This is a genomic window from Pseudomonas sp. 1176_21 (assembly GCF_052850635.1).
Genome location: NZ_VXCV01000010.1, coordinates 17,183 through 34,728, shown reverse-complemented (window position 1 = coordinate 34,728; position 17,546 = coordinate 17,183). Strand labels below are relative to the sequence as shown.

12 protein-coding genes are annotated in these 17,546 nt (G+C 66.1%); all 12 read left to right on the top strand.

Annotated features, from left to right (window positions below; translation table 11 throughout):
* Positions 1-121 precede the first annotated feature (121 nt).
* The 12 genes from FW760_RS20660 (at position 122) to FW760_RS20605 (ending at position 17,542) form a co-directional block, all read left to right on the top strand.
* Entirely contained in the window at positions 122-1,774 is a 1,653-nt protein-coding gene (locus tag FW760_RS20660; protein ID WP_116053434.1) for an AMP-binding protein, read from the top strand.
* A gap of 9 nt (positions 1,775-1,783) precedes the next feature.
* A complete protein-coding gene (locus FW760_RS20655) occupies positions 1,784-2,551 on the top strand; it encodes an SDR family NAD(P)-dependent oxidoreductase (RefSeq protein WP_058541897.1) in 768 nt (255 codons plus the stop codon).
* 14 nt (positions 2,552-2,565) lie between these two features.
* Entirely contained in the window at positions 2,566-3,759 is a 1,194-nt protein-coding gene (locus FW760_RS20650; protein ID WP_058541898.1) for an acetyl-CoA C-acyltransferase, read from the top strand.
* 8 nt (positions 3,760-3,767) lie between these two features.
* Positions 3,768-4,895 (top strand): acyl-CoA dehydrogenase, encoded by a 1,128-nt coding sequence (locus FW760_RS20645; protein WP_043860115.1) that lies wholly within the window; start codon positions 3,768-3,770, stop codon positions 4,893-4,895.
* A gap of 14 nt (positions 4,896-4,909) precedes the next feature.
* Entirely contained in the window at positions 4,910-5,683 is a 774-nt protein-coding gene (locus FW760_RS20640; RefSeq protein ID WP_043860114.1) for an enoyl-CoA hydratase, read from the top strand.
* Positions 5,684-5,755: 72 nt separating this feature from the next.
* Positions 5,756-10,333 carry a hypothetical protein gene (locus FW760_RS20635; protein WP_116053436.1) on the top strand — a complete coding sequence of 1,526 codons (4,578 nt, stop codon included), beginning with the start codon at positions 5,756-5,758 and terminating at the stop codon, positions 10,331-10,333.
* A 130-nt stretch (positions 10,334-10,463) separates the two neighbouring features.
* Entirely contained in the window at positions 10,464-11,984 is a 1,521-nt protein-coding gene (gene exaC, locus FW760_RS20630) for an acetaldehyde dehydrogenase ExaC (RefSeq protein WP_043860112.1), read from the top strand.
* Positions 11,985-12,093: 109 nt separating this feature from the next.
* A complete protein-coding gene (gene pqqA / locus FW760_RS20625; protein ID WP_020289857.1) occupies positions 12,094-12,165 on the top strand; it encodes a pyrroloquinoline quinone precursor peptide PqqA in 72 nt (23 codons plus the stop codon).
* A gap of 122 nt (positions 12,166-12,287) precedes the next feature.
* Positions 12,288-13,451, top strand: a complete 1,164-nt coding sequence (gene ercA / locus FW760_RS20620) for an alcohol dehydrogenase-like regulatory protein ErcA (protein WP_043860111.1) — start codon at positions 12,288-12,290, stop codon at positions 13,449-13,451.
* Positions 13,435-15,117 (top strand): NahK/ErcS family hybrid sensor histidine kinase/response regulator, encoded by a 1,683-nt coding sequence (locus FW760_RS20615; RefSeq protein ID WP_116053439.1) that lies wholly within the window; start codon positions 13,435-13,437, stop codon positions 15,115-15,117. The genes ercA and FW760_RS20615 overlap by 17 nt, the downstream gene beginning before the upstream one ends.
* 250 nt (positions 15,118-15,367) lie before the next feature.
* The gene (locus FW760_RS20610; RefSeq protein WP_043860109.1) at positions 15,368-15,772 is read left to right on the top strand and encodes a TraR/DksA family transcriptional regulator; all 405 of its coding nucleotides are present in this window, start codon (positions 15,368-15,370) and stop codon (positions 15,770-15,772) included.
* A gap of 162 nt (positions 15,773-15,934) precedes the next feature.
* Positions 15,935-17,542, top strand: a complete 1,608-nt coding sequence (locus FW760_RS20605; RefSeq protein WP_043860108.1) for a methyl-accepting chemotaxis protein — start codon at positions 15,935-15,937, stop codon at positions 17,540-17,542.
* The last annotated feature ends 4 nt before the right edge of the window (positions 17,543-17,546 follow it).

Below are 17,546 nucleotides of genomic sequence, written 5' to 3'. Positions count from 1 at the left end.
AGGCAGTGGCCAAACCAGTCATCCAGATTGACAGCTTTGGCCATTGTCGCTGCGCGCTGGTGGCGCGACTATCGTCAGATCATTCGTTCTATTCCAACAATAAGAAACGAGGAGTCTGGCAATGCGTGATTACCACGACGCGCAGCGTGCTTTCGATTACCTGCACACTGCCGATGCCGTGCTGGCGGGCAACCTGGGTGCGCTCAACGCCTGCGTCGAGTGTTGCGACCGGCACGCCGCCGAGGGCGGCGTGGCCTTGTACTGGGAGCGCCACGACGGGGCCTGCGCGCAGTACACCTTTGCCGACCTGCAGCAGCGCGCCGCACGCCTGGCCAATGTGCTCAAGGCGCAGGGCGTGGGGCCGGGCGACCGGGTGGCGGGGCTGCTGCCGCGCACCGTCGAGCTGCTGGTCACGGTGCTCGCCACCTGGCGCCTGGGGGCGGTCTACCAGCCGCTGTTCACTGCCTTCGGGCCCAAGGCCATCGAGCACCGCCTGCACAGTTCCGGCGCCCGCGTGGTGGTCACCGACCGCACCAACCGCCCGAAGCTCGACGAGATCGAGGGCTGTGCGCGGATCATTACCGTCGATGCCCAGGCCGGCAGCGGCGACCTGGATTTTCACACTGCCCTGGACGCTGCCAGCGCCGACTGCGCGCCTGTGCTGTTGTCCGGGGAGGCCCCCTTCCTGCTGATGTTCACCTCCGGTACCACTGGCCCGGCCAAGCCGCTGGAGGTGCCGTTGCGGGCCATCGTGGCGTTTCAGGGCTACATGCGCGACGCCATCGACCTGCGCCCCGAAGACAACTTCTGGAACCTGGCCGACCCCGGCTGGGCCTACGGCCTGTACTACGCCGTCACCGGCCCGCTGGCGCTGGGCCAGGCCACCACCTTCTTCGACGGCCCGTTCAGTGTCGAAAGTACCTGCCGGGTGATCGACAAGTACGCCATCACCAACCTGGCCGGGTCGCCCACGGCCTATCGCATGCTGATCGCTGCCGGCCAGGCCTTCGCCGAGCCGATCAAGGGCCGCCTGCGGGTGGTCAGCAGCGCCGGCGAACCGCTCAACCCGGAAGTGATCCGCTGGTTCGCCGAACACCTGCAGGTGACCATCCACGATCACTATGGCCAGACCGAACTGGGCATGGTGCTGTGCAACCACCACGGCCTGCGTCACCCGGTGCACCTGGGCTCGGCCGGCTTTGCCATCCCGGGTCATCGCATCGTTGTGCTTGATGAACAGCAGCACGAACTGCCGCCCGGCCAGCCCGGCATCCTCGCGGTGGACCGCGAGCAGTCACCGCTGTGCTGGTTCGGTGGCTACCACGGGGTGCAGACCAAGGCCTTCGTCGGCAAGTACTACCTCAGCGGCGACACGGTGGAGCTGAACCAGGACGGCAGCATCAGCTTTGTCGGGCGCAGCGACGACGTGATCACCACCTCCGGGTACCGGGTCGGGCCGTTCGATGTGGAAAGCGCGCTGATCGAGCACCCGGCGGTGATCGAGGCCGCCGTGGTCGGCAAGCCGGACCCGGAGCGCACCGAACTGATCAAGGCGTTCGTGGTGCTGGCCAGCGGCGTGGAGGGCACGCCGGAGCTGGCCGAAAACCTGCGCCAGCATGTGCGCCAGCGCCTTTATGCACATGCCTACCCGCGCGAAATCGAATTTGTCGGCGAGCTGCCCAAGACCCCGAGCGGCAAGCTGCAGCGTTTCATCCTGCGCAATCAGGAAATAGCCAAACAACACACCGCGCCGGCGCCCGTCGCCAGCGCCTGAGGACCCCTTATGCAAATTGCCAACAAGAACTTCATCGTCAGCGGCGCCGCCTCCGGGCTGGGCGCCGCCACCGCCGAGATGCTGATCGGCGCCGGTGCCCAGGTGATGCTGGTGGACCTTAACGCCGAGGCCGTTGCAGCCAAGGCGCAAGCCCTGGGTGACAAGGCCCGTTTCGCCGTGGCCGACATCAGTCAGGAGGCCCCGGCCAAGGCCGCCGTGGACGCGGCCGTCAGCGCCTTTGGCAGCCTCCACGGGCTGGTGAACTGTGCCGGCATCGTCGGCGCCGAGAAGGTCCTGGGCAGGCAGGGGCCGCACGGCCTGGACAGCTTCAGCCGGGTGATCAACGTCAACCTGATCGGCAGCTTCAACCTGCTGCGCCTGGTGGCAGCGGCCATGGCCGAAGGCGGTGCCGACGCCGACGGCGAGCGCGGGGTGATCATCAATACCGCCTCCATCGCCGCCTATGACGGGCAGATCGGCCAGGCGGCCTACGCTGCCTCCAAGGGCGCGATTGCCAGCCTGACCCTGCCGGCCGCCCGCGAACTGGCGCGCTTCGGTATCCGCGTGATGACCATCGCGCCGGGCATCTTCGAAACCCCGATGATGGCCGGCATGACCCAGGAAGTACGCGACTCGCTGGCGGCCGGTGTGCCGTTCCCGCCGCGTCTGGGGCGCCCGCAGGAGTACGCGGCGCTGGCGCGTCACATCATTGAAAACAGCATGCTCAACGGCGAGGTGATCCGCCTCGACGGTGCCTTGCGCATGGCTGCCAAGTAATTCAGGAGAACCGCATGAGCATGTCCCATGATCCCATCGTAATCGTCAGCGCCGTGCGCACGCCCATGGGCGGCCTGCAGGGCGATCTCAAAAGCCTGACTGCACCGCAACTGGGCGCTGCCGCCATTCGCGCAGCCGTCGAGCGTGCGGGCGTGGCTGCCGACAGCGTCGACCAGGTGCTGTTCGGCTGCGTGCTGCCAGCCGGTCTCGGCCAGGCCCCGGCACGCCAGGCGGCCCTGGGGGCCGGCCTGGACAAGGGCACCACCTGCACCACCCTGAACAAGATGTGCGGCTCGGGCATGCAAGCCGCGATCATGGCCCATGACCTGCTGCTGGCCGGTACCGCCGAGGTGGTGGTGGCCGGCGGCATGGAGAGCATGTCCAACGCCCCGTACCTGCTGGACAAGGCGCGCAGCGGCTACCGCATGGGGCACGGCAAGGTCATCGACCACATGTTTTTCGACGGTCTGGAAGATGCCTACGACAAGGGTCGCCTGATGGGCACCTTTGCCGAGGACTGCGCCCAGGCCCAGGGCTTCAGCCGCCAGGCTCAGGACGACTTTGCGATTGCCTCGCTGACCCGTGCGCAACAGGCGATCGAGAACGGCAGTTTTGCCGCCGAGATCGTGCCGGTGGAGGTGACCGAGGGCAGGCAGACCCGCCTGGTCAGCCACGACGAACAGCCGCCCAAGGCCCGCCTGGACAAGATCGCGCAGCTCAGGCCGGCGTTTCGCGAAGGCGGTACGGTCACGGCAGCCAACTCCAGCTCGATTTCCGACGGTGCGGCGGCGCTGGTGCTGATGCGCAGGTCCCAGGCCGAGCAGCGCGGCCTCAAGCCACTGGCGGTGATCCACGGGCATGCGGCGTTCGCCGACGAGCCTGCACTGTTCCCCACCGCGCCGATCGGCGCCATCGATGCGCTGCTCAAGCGCACCGGCTGGAGCCTGGCCGAGGTCGACCTGTTCGAAATCAACGAGGCGTTCGCGGTGGTCACCCTGGCGGCGATGAAGCAGCTGGACCTGCCTCACGACAAGGTCAACATCCACGGCGGCGCCTGCGCCCTGGGCCACCCCATCGGTGCATCGGGCGCACGTATTCTGGTGACCCTGCTTGCCGCGCTGCGCCAGAAGGGCCTGCGCCGCGGCATCGCGGCCATCTGCATCGGCGGTGGCGAAGCCACGGCCATGGCTGTCGAGTGTCTGGACTGAGGTGCGCCATGCTAGTCAACGATGAACAACAGCAGATCAGCGACGCCGTTCGCCAGTTTGCCCAGGAGCGCCTGCGGCCGTTTGCCGAGCAGTGGGACCGCGAGCACCGTTTCCCACGGGAGGCTATCGAGCAGATGGCCGAGCTGGGCCTGTTCGGCATGCTGGTGCCGGAGCAGTGGGGCGGCAGCGACACCGGCTATGTCGCCTACGCCATGGCCCTGGAGGAAATCGCCGCCGGCGATGGTGCCTGCTCGACCATCATGAGCGTGCACAACTCGGTGGGCTGCGTGCCGATCCTCAAGTTCGGCAGCGAGCAGCAGAAGCAGCAGTTTCTGACGCCGCTGGCCACGGGCGCGATGCTCGGTGCCTTTGCCCTGACCGAGCCCCAGGCGGGCTCCGATGCCAGCAGCCTGAAAACCCGTGCGCGCCTCGAGGGTGATCACTATGTGCTCAACGGCTGCAAGCAGTTCATCACCTCGGGGCAGAATGCCGGCGTGGTGATCGTGTTCGCGGTGACCGACCCGGCAGCCGGCAAGCGCGGCATCAGTGCCTTTATCGTGCCCACCGACTCGCCTGGCTACCAGGTGGCGCGGGTGGAGGACAAGCTCGGCCAGCATGCCTCCGATACCTGCCAGATCGTCTTCGAGAACGTGCGTGTGCCGCTGGCCAATCGCCTGGGCGAGGAGGGCGAGGGGTACCGGATCGCCCTGGCCAACCTGGAAGGCGGGCGCATCGGTATTGCCGCGCAATCGGTGGGCATGGCGCGGGCCGCGTTCGAGGTGGCACGTGACTATGCGCGCGAACGCGAGAGCTTCGGCAAGCCCCTGATCGAACACCAGGCGGTGGCGTTTCGCCTGGCCGACATGGCCACGCGCATCGCCGTGGCCCGGCAGATGGTGCATCATGCCGCCGCCTTGCGTGATGCCGGGCGCCCGGCGCTGGTGGAGGCCTCGATGGCCAAGCTGTTTGCTTCGGAAATGGCCGAAAAGGTCTGTTCCGATGCCTTGCAGACCCTGGGCGGTTATGGCTATCTGAGCGACTTCCCGCTGGAGCGGATCTACCGTGACGTGCGGGTTTGCCAGATCTACGAAGGCACCAGCGACATTCAGCGCATGGTCATTGCGCGCAATCTTTGAAGGGAGCAGCTTGCATGAGTTTCGAAACCATTCTGTTGGACATCCGTGGCAAGGTCGGCCTGATCACCCTCAACCGGCCCCAGGCGCTCAACGCCCTCAACGCGCAGATCGTGCGCGAGCTGAACCAGGCGCTGGACCAGCTCGAAGCCGACCCGAACATCGGCTGCGTGGTGCTGACCGGTTCGGAGAAAGCCTTCGCCGCCGGTGCCGATATCAAGGAAATGGCCGAGCTGAGCTACCCGCAGATCTACATCGACGACCTGTTCAGCGACAGCGACCGCATCGCCAACCGCCGCAAGCCGATCATCGCCGCGGTGTCCGGCTTCGCCCTGGGCGGTGGCTGCGAGCTGGCACTGATGTGCGACTTCATCCTGGCCGCCGACAATGCCAAGTTCGGTCAGCCTGAAATCAACCTGGGCGTGTTGCCGGGCATGGGCGGCACCCAGCGCCTGACCCGCGCGGTGGGCAAGGCCAAGGCCATGGAGCTGTGCCTGAGCGGGCGCATGATGGGGGCCGAGGAGGCCGAGCGTGCCGGCGTGGTGGCGCGTATCGTGCCCAAGGAGCAGCTGCTCGAGGAGGCCCTCAAGGTGGCGGCACAGATCGCCAGCAAGTCGGTGCCGGTGGCGATGATGGTCAAGGAGAGCATCAACCGTGCTTTCGAGGTGAGCCTGTCCGAAGGTGTGCGCTTCGAGCGCCGGGTGTTCCATGCCGCGTTTGCCACCGAAGACCAGAAGGAAGGCATGGCGGCGTTCATCGCCAAGCGCGAGGCCCAGTTCAAGGACCGCTGAGCAACATCTACCACCTGCCCGGCAGGGCGTGACGCTGTACTGCGGCTTCTTTACTCACAAGGAAGTCGCATCATGGATGCAGCAGATACGCTTTTCGGGCAGTTGGCCACACACGCTTCGCTGTGCGGCCCCATCGGCCGCCAGATGGTCACCCGGCCCTCGTTGCACGCCGTGGCTGCGCAGGTGTGCGCGCAGCAATGGCAGGTGCGCGGGATCAAGGGCCCGGCGCCATCGGCCTTGACCCTGGTCAGGGGGCGGCCGGGGCAGGGCGCGCGGCTCGATACGCTGGCCGATGCCCTGATACGGCGCTATTGCGAACGCACCTGCCTCAACCTGGCCAGCGGGCTGGACTACCTCACCCTGCAGCGCGGCGCCGAGTATCCGCAGGCCGCCGATGTCGACCTGCACGCGGTCGAAACCCTGCTCAATGAATGCGGGCCGTTGCTGCTCGATGAATACAAGCGTGTGCTCAGCTGTTACTGGGGCCAGGCCGAGCCGGGCCAGACCGCGCGCTGGGACTGGCTGGCCGATTACCTCAAAAGCCGTTTTTCCAGCGCCTGCGAACTGGCCCGAGGGGCTGGCGTGCTGGACGGGCTGGAGCTGGCCACGGCGACGATGGTCGGCATCTATCCACGGGCGACGCAGCGCGCGCAGTTCGGCAACGGCGCGGATGTACGCGTGTCGCTGCTGTGCCTGGATGCCGAACCCGGTGGCGGGCTGGACCCTGAACTGGCCAGCGCGGTGCTGATCGAGCGCCAGGTGCTCGGCCAGTTGCGCACTGTCGTGGTGCTCTACACCCTGGCGGGTGGGCTGTATCGCTTCGATTCGCGCCAGGCACTGCTGGAGGCATTGGCCAGGGGCTGGGGCGCGCAGGCTTCGGGCACCTTCAAGCTCAACCTGTACCAGACCGAACTGTCGATTTTCCAGGCCCAGGCGCGGTTGTTGTTCGAACAGCAATTGCGCCTGATCGATGCCATCGCCGCAGCACCTCTCGATTCGCAGGTCGACCCGGTGCAGACGCTGGTCGCGCGCCTGGACGAAGCCACCTCGCTGGTGCAGGTGTGCGATGTGAGCGAGCGCCAGACCCTGGCCAGCCTGCGCGGGCTGTTGCCGACGTGGTTGCGCGACGCTGACGAGGCGCCGCGCCTGCAGTACACCGAGATGCTGGTGCGCCTGGCGCGGGCGCAGCAGCGCAGTGGCGGGCAGTCGTTCCTGCATGACCTGCCGGGCATGCCGGAGTACGCCTGGGCCCAGTGGCAGGCGGCGGTGCATGCCGGGCACCCGGGATTTACCCGTGCCGAGCTGGAGGATGTCGAGCTGGTCAACCGCCAGGTGATTGCCGGCGCCGGCGGCAGTGGGGGGGATTTTGCCCCGGCGGGCAGCATTCGCGAGGTGACGCTGAACCTGGCCCAACTGGCGGTGGGCAACCTGGGGCTGCTCAGGGCAGGCAGCGTCACCTTGCGCAGCCGCAGCGGCGCAGTGCTGCCGACATGGCTGGATCTTGCATTCATCAAGGCCCAGGTCACCCGCCTGGACGTGGGCCAGACCTACCCGGACCTGTTGCAGCACAGCCTGCTGGATGACCCTGTGCAGTCGGCCAGTCGCCAGCAGCTGTTCGTCGATCAGTTGCGCGAACAACTGCCGATGCTGGTGCTGGAGTATTACCTGCGTCAACGCGAAGGGGTCAGTGCACTGAGTGCCCGGCGGGTCACGGCACTGTGCCGTGGCGAGGAAACCGACGCGGTGCTGCGTCCGTTGGGCCTGTTGCGCGAGGCGGGTGCACACCCCGATGTCGCGCTCAATGCTTACCTGGTCGAGGGCCGCGACCCGCGCCAGGGGCCGTGCCTGCTGTATCGCCCACTGCACCGCGAGCCGCTGCAGGAGTTCAGCTCGCGCCAGGCCCTGTTCGAGCGGTTGTGCGAGCCCGGCGCGCTGCACGACGATCTGCTGGCGCGGCTGCCTGCCAAGGCACAGCCGGTGTACGCGCGTGGCGGGCTGGAGCAGCCGCATACGGTGCGCTTTCTGCCCGGCTCGGACTTCGCTCCCCTTCAGGTGCCGGCCCCGGCGTCGTTCAGCGACGCGCTGATCGATGGCGACCCGCTGGTGCATCTGTACCGTAGCTGCGCCCAGGAACTGGTGGCCCGCGCCCGGGCCGGCTCGCAGTCATCCAGCGAACAGCGCTGGGCGGCCTATGCCGAACTGGGCTGGCTGATGTTCAACACGCTGTTGCCACTGTGCAATGGCCCGGTTGCGGTGGCCGGCTGGCTGGTGCAACTGACGGCAGGCCTGCGCGATACCTTGCAGCAACACCAGAGCGAGGGTGACGGGCAGCTGGCGGGATGGTTGTTCAACCTGGCGCTGACGTTGCTGGCGAGCAGGACCGACACCACCCGGCTCAAGCTCTCAACCCCTGCGCAGAGGGGCGAGTCGCCGCTGGCCCAGGTGCTGGAGCCCGAGTTCGGCCATGCCCTCGCTTCGCCCTCGGGCCAGGCGCTGGACAGCCTGGATTTCAGCTGGGCAGCGGCGGCGGACCGACTGAGCGGCGAACAGCGCGCGCGGCTGGTGCCCCTGCAGCGCGTGCAGGGCCGCGAGGGGCTGGGGGCACCGATCAGCCACGGGCCCTGGCAGGGGTTGTACCTGCATGAGGACCGTCTGTGGGTGGGTGTCAGCGGGCAGGTCTACCCCGTGGTGGAGGAGGATGCCGGCCTGCGAATCCGCGACGCGCAACAGCCTCCCGGGCCCTGGCTGCGGCACGCCGCCGATGGCAGCTGGCAATTCGACCTGGGCTTGCGCTTGCGTGGCGGCATGCCGCTGAATCGGCGCATCCAGCAGTTGCGCCTGGCCAACCAGGCTCGCGTGGAGGTTCTGCAGAAGGAACTGGACGACTACCAGCCGGTGCGCCAGGCCAGCACCTTGCAGCTCAAGCGCGATCTGGACGAGGTGGTGAAACAGGAGCCGCAGCCCTCGGCCGAGCGATTGCGCCGCTATGTGGATGACCTGCGACAGCACGGGCAGGGGCTGGCCAAGGCGCGGGAAAGCCATGCGCAACTGAACCAGCTTAAAACCCTGGCAAACTTTCGCGCCCAGCAGGGCAACTACCTGTTCGAGGAGTCCAGCATTACCGTGCAGTTGCTGTACGCCTTGCGAAGCCTGTTCATGCATAACAAGGACGGCATAAACAACCTTCGCGGCGGCCAGGGTCAGGACCGTCTGCGCGAACTGGTGCTGGAAGGCACTTCGCCCACCTATCGGCAACTGGTGGTGCTGCTCGAAGGGGCCAAGACCCTGACCGAGCAGATCATCGACTGCTATCAGGCCCTCGATCGCCTGACCGGGCAGCTGCGCCAGATCCTGCCCGGCGGCCCGGCCCAGGCAAGCAGGATCGAGGCGATGCGCGGTGAAGAGCTGTCAGTCCAGGCCTGGCGTTCGTCCCAGATCAACATGCTGGGGGTGTTGGTGCTGCAGGCAGACCGCGGGCACGCCGGAGGCGAGGGTATCTACGAGACGGTGTTGTCTGCCCGATTGGGCTTGCAACTGGAGCTCGAGATGGGCGGGGCGTTCACCGATCAGGAACGGGTGCAGATGCTCGACAGCAGTGTGCGCCACTATGCCAGTGCACTGCAGGGCACCCAGCTGTACAAGGCCTCCAGCGCGGTTTTGCAGGGGGCGGCACAGGTGGAGGAGTACCAGCAGGTGCTGCAGGCTCTGCATGATGCTGCCCAGAAGCGACTGGCCGGGCTGATTCGCGACCTGCCACGCCAACCTTCGGCGCCACCGGCCTCAGGCAGCCGCTCGCGCACGTTGATACGCACCCGCAACCGCGGCGTGGTGGTGGGCCAGCAGCGTCGGCTGGCCGGGGCCGACAGCGACGTGGTGGTGGTGATCGACCCGGTGGAACAGCGCGAGCTGGCCCGCTACGAGGAAACCGCCGAGGCCGGTATCTGGCAGCCGGTGGAGCGCCCCCGCCCAGCACCTGCGCGCGCCACCCAGGCGCAGTTGCCGGGCTTGCTGGAGCGCTCCACGCGGTTGCTGAACGACTCGGCGCAGCAGCTCAGGCGCGCCGTTGCCCAGGCCAGGACCGCCATGCTTCCGGTGGAGATGGAAGAAATCCTGACGCACCAGGCGCGCCCGCTTGACGAGCTGGCCCGGCAGATCGAACAGGCATTGACTGCCGGCAACGACACCGACCGGTCTGCTGCCGGCCAGGATGCGGCGCTGCAAGCCAAGGCCCTGCTCGAGCAGGCCAAGCACCTGCGTGATGAAGGGCGGCGTCTGCGTGTGCAGATGACCCTGGCACAGTTGCCGACGGTCAGTCGGGTGGCCTACCTCAAGGCCCAGGGCGAGGTCAGCCTGCACAGGCTCCAGCCGCGCAAGCCCACGCGAAAACGCAAGGGTCATGCCCAGGATTTCCTTCAGGAGTACGAAATCCACGACAAGGCGGGGCAGTTGCTGTGGGTGGCGCACTTTCATTACGCGACCCTGGACGCAGAGCCTGGGCTGTACACCGCGGCGCATCTGAAAACCGCCGCACAGCGGTTCGAGGGGGGGCAGTACCAGTTGCCGGCAGACGCCGACAATGAGCGCGTGATCCAGATCTACCGCAGCCAGATCGACAGCCGCTCGGCCCGGGCGCTGTTCCTGGACCTGTAGCGGCGCCCGCACCTACTACCAAATGACGAGTTGTCCTCTGCCAAAGGGCGATTCGTCAGCCGCCCCGGGCTGCCTAAGATCCGTACACCGCCTGTCGTCATGACAGGCCCGGATCAACAGAGGCCCGAACATGATCTATGCAGCTCCCGGCACCGAAGGCGCCCTTGTCAACTTCAAACCGCGTTACGGCAACTACATCGGCGGCGAGTTCGTTGCCCCGCTGAACGGCCAGTACTTCACCAACAGCTCGCCGGTGAACGCCCAGGTCATCGCCGAATTTCCACGTTCCAGCGCCGAAGACGTCGAGCGCGCCCTGGACGCCGCCCACGCCGCTGCCGATGCCTGGGGCCGTACCAGCGTGCAGGACCGCTCGCGCATCCTGCTCAAGATTGCCGACCGTATCGAGCAGAACCTCGAAGTGCTGGCCATTGCCGAAACCTGGGACAACGGCAAGGCCATTCGCGAAACCCTGAATGCCGACGTGCCGCTGGCCGCCGACCATTTCCGTTACTTCGCCGGTTGCATTCGTGCCCAGGAAGGCAGCGCCGCCGAGATCAACGAAAACACCGCCGCCTACCACTTCCATGAACCGCTGGGCGTGGTCGGGCAGATCATTCCATGGAACTTCCCGCTGCTGATGGCCGCCTGGAAGCTCGCCCCGGCCCTGGCCGCCGGCAACTGCGTGGTGCTCAAGCCGGCTGAACAGACCCCACTGTCGATCACCGTGTTCGCCGAGCTGGTGGGCGACCTGCTGCCGCCGGGCGTGCTCAACATCGTGCAGGGCTTCGGGCGCGAGGCCGGTGAAGCGCTGGCCACCAGCAAGCGCATCGCCAAGATCGCCTTCACCGGTTCCACCCCGGTGGGCTCGCACATCATGAAGTGCGCTGCCGAGAACATCATCCCCAGCACCGTGGAACTGGGCGGCAAGTCGCCGAACATCTTCTTCGAAGACATCATGCAGGCCGAGCCGAGTTTCATCGAGAAGGCCGCCGAAGGTCTGGTGCTGGCGTTCTTCAACCAGGGCGAAGTGTGCACCTGCCCATCGCGTGCAGTGATACAGGAATCGATCTACGAGCCGTTCATGGCCGTGGTGATGAAGAAGATCGCCCAGATCAAGCGTGGCAACCCGCTGGACACCGAAACCATGGTTGGTGCCCAGGCGTCCGAGCAGCAGTACGACAAGATCCTCTCGTACCTGGACATCGCCCGCGAAGAGGGCGCGCAGGTACTGACCGGTGGCGCCAGCGAGCGCCTGGCCGGCGACCTGTCGACCGGCTACTACATCCAGCCGACCCTGCTCAAGGGCCACAACAAGATGCGCGTGTTCCAGGAAGAGATCTTCGGCCCGGTGGTGGGCGTGACCACCTTCAAGGACGAGGCCGAGGCCCTGGCAATCGCCAACGACACCGAGTTCGGCCTGGGCGCCGGGCTGTGGACCCGCGACATCAACCGTGCCTACCGCATGGGCCGTGGCATCAAGGCCGGGCGCGTGTGGACCAACTGCTACCACCTGTACCCGGCGCACGCCGCGTTCGGCGGGTACAAGAAGTCCGGCGTGGGTCGTGAAACCCACAAGATGATGCTCGACCACTACCAGCAGACCAAGAACCTGCTGGTGAGCTACGACATCAATCCGCTGGGCTTCTTCTGACGCCCGATGGCTGTGGGAAAATCTGTTCCAAAGTAGCATTCGACCTGCGCCGGCAACGGTGTATTAATAGACGCACCGCAATCCTGTGGTGCCAGAAGAGGATGGACCTATGTGGAAAAAACCCGCGTTCACTGATCTGCGTATCGGCTTTGAAGTGACCATGTACTTCGCCAGCCGTTGATCCCTCTTGCGCCGGTGCCCCAAGGCACCGGCGCTGCCTTGTGCATCCCCCCTATCGTCTGATTGCAAAACCCTCCTGATGCTTTAGGCTGGCGCTACCTTAAAAGAACAAGAAGGCGTCGCATGAGCCCGAACCTGAGCCAGTTGCGTAAATTCGTCTCTCCGGAAATCATCTTCGGTGCCGGCTGTCGGCACCATGTGGCCAATTACGCCAGGACCTTCGGCGCGCGCAAGGTACTGCTGGTCAGTGACCCTGGCGTGATCGCCGCCGGCTGGGTCGGCGACATCGAGGCCAGCCTGCAGGCGCAGGGCATCGATTACTGCCTGTACAGCGACGTGTCGCCCAACCCGCGGGTCGAAGAGGTCATGGCCGGCGCCGAGCGCTATCGCAGCGAACAGTGCGACGTGATCGTGGCCGTTGGCGGCGGCAGCCCGATGGACTGCGCCAAGGGCATCGGCATCGTGGCGGCCCACGGCCGGCACATCCTGGAGTTCGAAGGGGTCGACACCATCCGAGTGCCGAGCCCGCCGCTGATCCTGATCCCGACCACCGCCGGCACCTCGGCCGACGTGTCGCAGTTCGTGATCATCTCCAACCAGCAGGAACGCATGAAGTTCTCCATCGTCAGCAAGGCGGTGGTACCCGATGTGTCGCTGATCGACCCTGAAACCACCCTGAGCATGGACCCGTTCCTGTCGGCCTGTACCGGCATCGACGCGCTGGTGCATGCCATCGAGGCGTTCGTGTCCACCGGCCATGGGCCGCTGACCGACCCCCATGCCCTGGAGGCAATGCGCCTGATCAACGGCAACCTGGTGCAGATGATCGCCAACCCGCAGGACATCGCCCTGCGCGAGAAGATCATGCTCGGCAGCATGCAGGCCGGGCTGGCCTTCTCCAATGCCATCCTCGGGGCGGTGCACGCCATGTCCCACAGCCTGGGCGGGTTTCTCGACCTGCCCCACGGTCTGTGCAATGCGGTGCTGGTCGAGCATGTGGTGGCCTTCAACTACAGCGCCGCCCCCGATCGCTTCAAGTTGATCGCGCAGACCCTGGGTATCGATTGCCGCGGGCTGAACCACAATCAGGTCCGCCAGCGCCTGGTCGAGCACCTGATCGCGCTCAAGCACGCCGTGGGCTTTCACGAAACCCTGGCCTTGCATGGGGTGGGCAGCAGCGACATTCCGTTCCTGTCGCAGCATGCGATGGACGACCCGTGCATCCTCACCAACCCGCGGACCTCGAGCCAGCGTGATGTCGAGGTGGTGTATGGCGAGGCCCTCTGAGCCTGGCGCGAATGCGCTGGCCGGGCTGCTGGGGCTGAGCAACCACACTGTTCGCAAAAGCCACTACCCGGAACTGGCGGCGCGCCTGGACGAGCTGGAAACCGAGCGCAAGCGCTATTCGTGGCTGTTCGAGCATGCGGTGCACGGCATCTTCCAGGCCAGCCTCGACGATGGCCTGCGCGCCGCCAACCCGGCGCTGGCGCGCATGCTGGGGTATGCCGACCCCCAGGCGGTGCTGTTTTCCCGGCGTGACCTGGCCAGCCACCTGTTCGTGGGCGGCCAGGCCGAGTTGCAGGACATTGCCCAGGTGCTGCAGCGCGAGCAGGCCCTGCTGGGTTACGAAACCCAGCTGCGACGCAAGGACGGCAGCAGCATCGATGTGCTGATGAACCTGTTGCTGCGCCCGGACGAGGAGGGCGTGGTCGAGGGGTTCGTCGCCGACATCACCGAGCGCAAGCTGGCGCAGGAGCGTCTGCAGCAACTCAACGACGAGCTGGAGCAGCGCGTGGCCGAGCGTACCCGCCAGCTGATGGAGGCACGCGATGCGGCCCAGGCCGCCAACCGCAGCAAGGACAAGTACCTGGCCGCCGCCAGCCACGACCTGCTGCAACCGCTCAACGCTGCACGCCTGTTGATTTCGACCCTGCGCGAGCGCCAGTTGCCGCAGGCCGAGCAATTGCTGGTGGAGCGCGCGCACCAGGCGCTGGAAGGTGCCGAAGACCTGTTGAGCGATCTGCTGGATATTTCCCGGCTCGACCAGGCGGCAATCAAGCCTGACCTTGACCTGTACCTGTTGGACGATGTGCTGGCGCCGCTGGCCTCGGAGTTCCAGCCGGTGGCGGCTGCCGAGGGCCTGGGCCTGCGTTTGCGCAGCGGGCGCCAGGTGATCCGCACCGATGTGCGGCTGCTGACGCGGATCCTGCGCAACTTCCTCAGCAACGCCTGCCGCTATACCGAACAGGGGCGCATCCTGCTGGGGGCGCGGCGGCGTGGCGACTGCCTGCGCCTGGAGGTCTGGGATACCGGGCGCGGCATTGCTGCGCAGCGCCTGCAATCGATCTTTCTCGAATTCAACCAGCTCGATGTGGGCCGCGCCGCCGATCGCAAGGGGGTGGGCCTGGGCCTGGCGATCGTCGAGCGCATTGCGCGGATCCTCGATTACCCGGTACGGGTACGCTCCTGGCCGGGGCGCGGTTCGGTGTTCAGCATCGATGTGCCGCTCTCCACCGAACGTCGTTGCCCGCCGGTGCTGGCGCCAGCACCGCTGCCGAGCGTCGGCGACCCGCTGCCGGGGCGCCGCCTGCTGGTGCTGGACAACGAACTGAGCATCTTGCAGAGCATGGCCGCCCTGCTGGCCCAGTGGGGGTGCGAGGTGTTGACCGCGACCGACCGCGAGACGGCATTTCAGGTGTTGCAGGGGCGCGCGCCGGAACTGGTGCTGGCGGACTTTCACCTGGACCACGGGGTGACCGGCTGCGAAGTGGTGCGCGACCTGCGTGAGCATTTCGCGGTGACCATACCCGCCGTGATGATCACCGCCGATCGCAGCGACCAGAGCCGCCGTGCGATGCAGCGCCTGGGCGCGCCATTGCTCAACAAGCCGGTCAAGCCGGGCAAGCTGCGTGCGGTGCTGAGCCAGCTGCTGGGCGAGGCGAGCGTGCGATAAACAGCGAGACTACCCCCGCGGACGAGTTTTTTTGCTATAAAGGCCGCCCTCAGGGGAGCGTTGACGCTCGTTCGAGGGGCATTTCGGACAAAACCACCTTCATTTGTATTGCCCCTTGCGAAACTCGGCCTTAGACTGCCGCCCCCTGTAAATTGAGTGCCGGATGGTGCTTGAAGAATTGCGCCGCCGGCGAGCTGTTCGCCGGTAGCACCCGATCGCCTAAATGCACGTATTTTTTATAGAGAAATCAATGACAAAGGAAAAGTTGCTGGCCATGCCGGCCGATGACTACATGAACGCTGAGCAGCATGCCTTTTTCACCGAGCTGTTGCAGTCGATGAAAGTGGAGATCCATGAGCGCATCGAGAAAAGTCGTGTAGCCATCGAAAGCCTGGACACCCCTGCTGATCCTGCCGACGCCGCCTCGGTCGAAGAAGAGCGTCACTGGCTGGTCAACACCATCGACCGCGACCAGCGTCTGCTGCCCCAGCTGGAAATTGCCCTGGGCCGCATCAAGGACGACAGCTTCGGCTGGTGTGAAGACAGCGGCGAGCCGATCGGCCTCAAGCGCCTGCTGATCAGCCCCACCACCAAGTACTGCATCGAGGCGCAAGAGCGCCACGAGCAGCTCGACAAGCACCAGCGTCAGGCCTGACGCGCGCTGTCGTACCAGCAAGCCCCGGGTTCACAGCCCGGGGCTTTTGCGTTTCTTTGCCTTGCATCAAGCAGGAGGGTCTTACATCCAACGAAGCATGGATAATGGCCTTGTAGTGGCGTTTAATGGGGGCACAATAACGACACTGCGGGAACCATTGTTATGATGCGAGAAGGATCTCTGCCTGGCACGCTGGTGCCGCTGCAAGGTACGTCCACTGGCGCCCGGCGCTGGTCGGGCACGGCGCTGCAAAGCCTGGTGCTGGTGGTGTTGCTCAGTGCCATGGCGTTTGCCGATGTGTCCTTCTACCTGTGTCTGCCACTGGCCTTGCTGGCCCTGTGGCTGCCGTTGATGCGCAAGCGGCCGGCCGAGGTGGTGAGCGAGCAGGACCCGCTGGGCGACCTGACCCGTGACCTGGCCCAGGCCACCAGCCACAACGCGCTTTCTGCCGCTGGCGTTGCCCATGCGGTGCAGCAACTGGCCGACAAGCTGCAATCGCAACTGGTCTCGGCGGCGCAGATCGTCAGCAGCGCCGAAGTCATGATCGGTACCGAGAAAGCCACTTCGCAGCTCAGCCAGCAGGCCCTGGGCGCGGCCCGCGAGGCCCACCACAGCAGTGCTGCTGGCAGAACGGTGCTGGCCGAGTCGATCCAGCGCATGCACCAGCTCAGCGCCCGTGCCAACGACAGCCGCGAACTGATCGAGGCGCTGCACCAGCGCAGCGAAGACATTGCCCGGGTTACCCTGGTGATCCAGACCATCGCCAGCCAGACCAACCTGCTTGCATTGAACGCGGCCATCGAGGCCGCGCGCGCCGGCGAACATGGTCGTGGCTTTGCCGTGGTGGCCGATGAGGTGCGTGGCCTGGCCGGACGTACCGCCAGTGCCACCGAGGAGGTCGGCCTGATGGTGGCCGATATCCAGCAGCGTACCGCCCAGGTGGTGGAGCAGATCCGTGAGTTGTCCGATGACCTGCACCAGGGGGTGGACCAGGTCGAGCACACCGGCGAGCAACTGGACGCCATCGCCGGGCTCGCCGCTGGCGTCGAGCAGCAGATCGATGCGATCGCTGCCGGTACCGAGACCAACCGTACTCAGCTCGACAGCCTGTTCCAGGCCGTGGCGCAGATGCGCAGCGACCTGGTGGTGAGCGACCAGCAGACCCAGCGCCTGGCCCAGGCAGCCGTGCAGATGGAAGGTCAGGCCGAGCGTATCAGCGAGCGTCTGGCCGAGGTGGGGCTGGATGACTACCACCAGCGCGTATACGACCTTGCCCGCCAGGGGGCCCAGAAAATCGCCGAACGCTTCGAGGCCGACATTGCCCAGGGGCGCATCAGCGTCGATGCTCTGTTCGATCGCCAGTATCAGCTGCTGCCCGGTACCCGCCCGGCCCGTTACCGCACGCGTTTCGACGACTACACCGACCAGGTACTGCCCGCGATCCAGGAGCCGCTGCTGGCCCAGCATGAAGGCCTGGTGTTCGCCATTGCCTGTACCCAGCAGGGCTATGTGCCGACCCACAACAACGCCTTCAGCCAGCCACTGACCGGTGACGAGGCGACCGATACCGCGCACAACCGCAGCAAGCGCAAGTTCGACGACCGCACCGGTATCCGCTGCGGCAGCCATCAGCAACCGGTGCTGCTGCAGACCTATACCCGTGACACGGGCGAGCTGATGCATGACCTGTCGGTGCCGATCCAGGTACAGGGGCGCCACTGGGGTGGCTTGCGCCTGGGCTATCGACCCCAGCACAGCGTGATTTCCTGAGCCG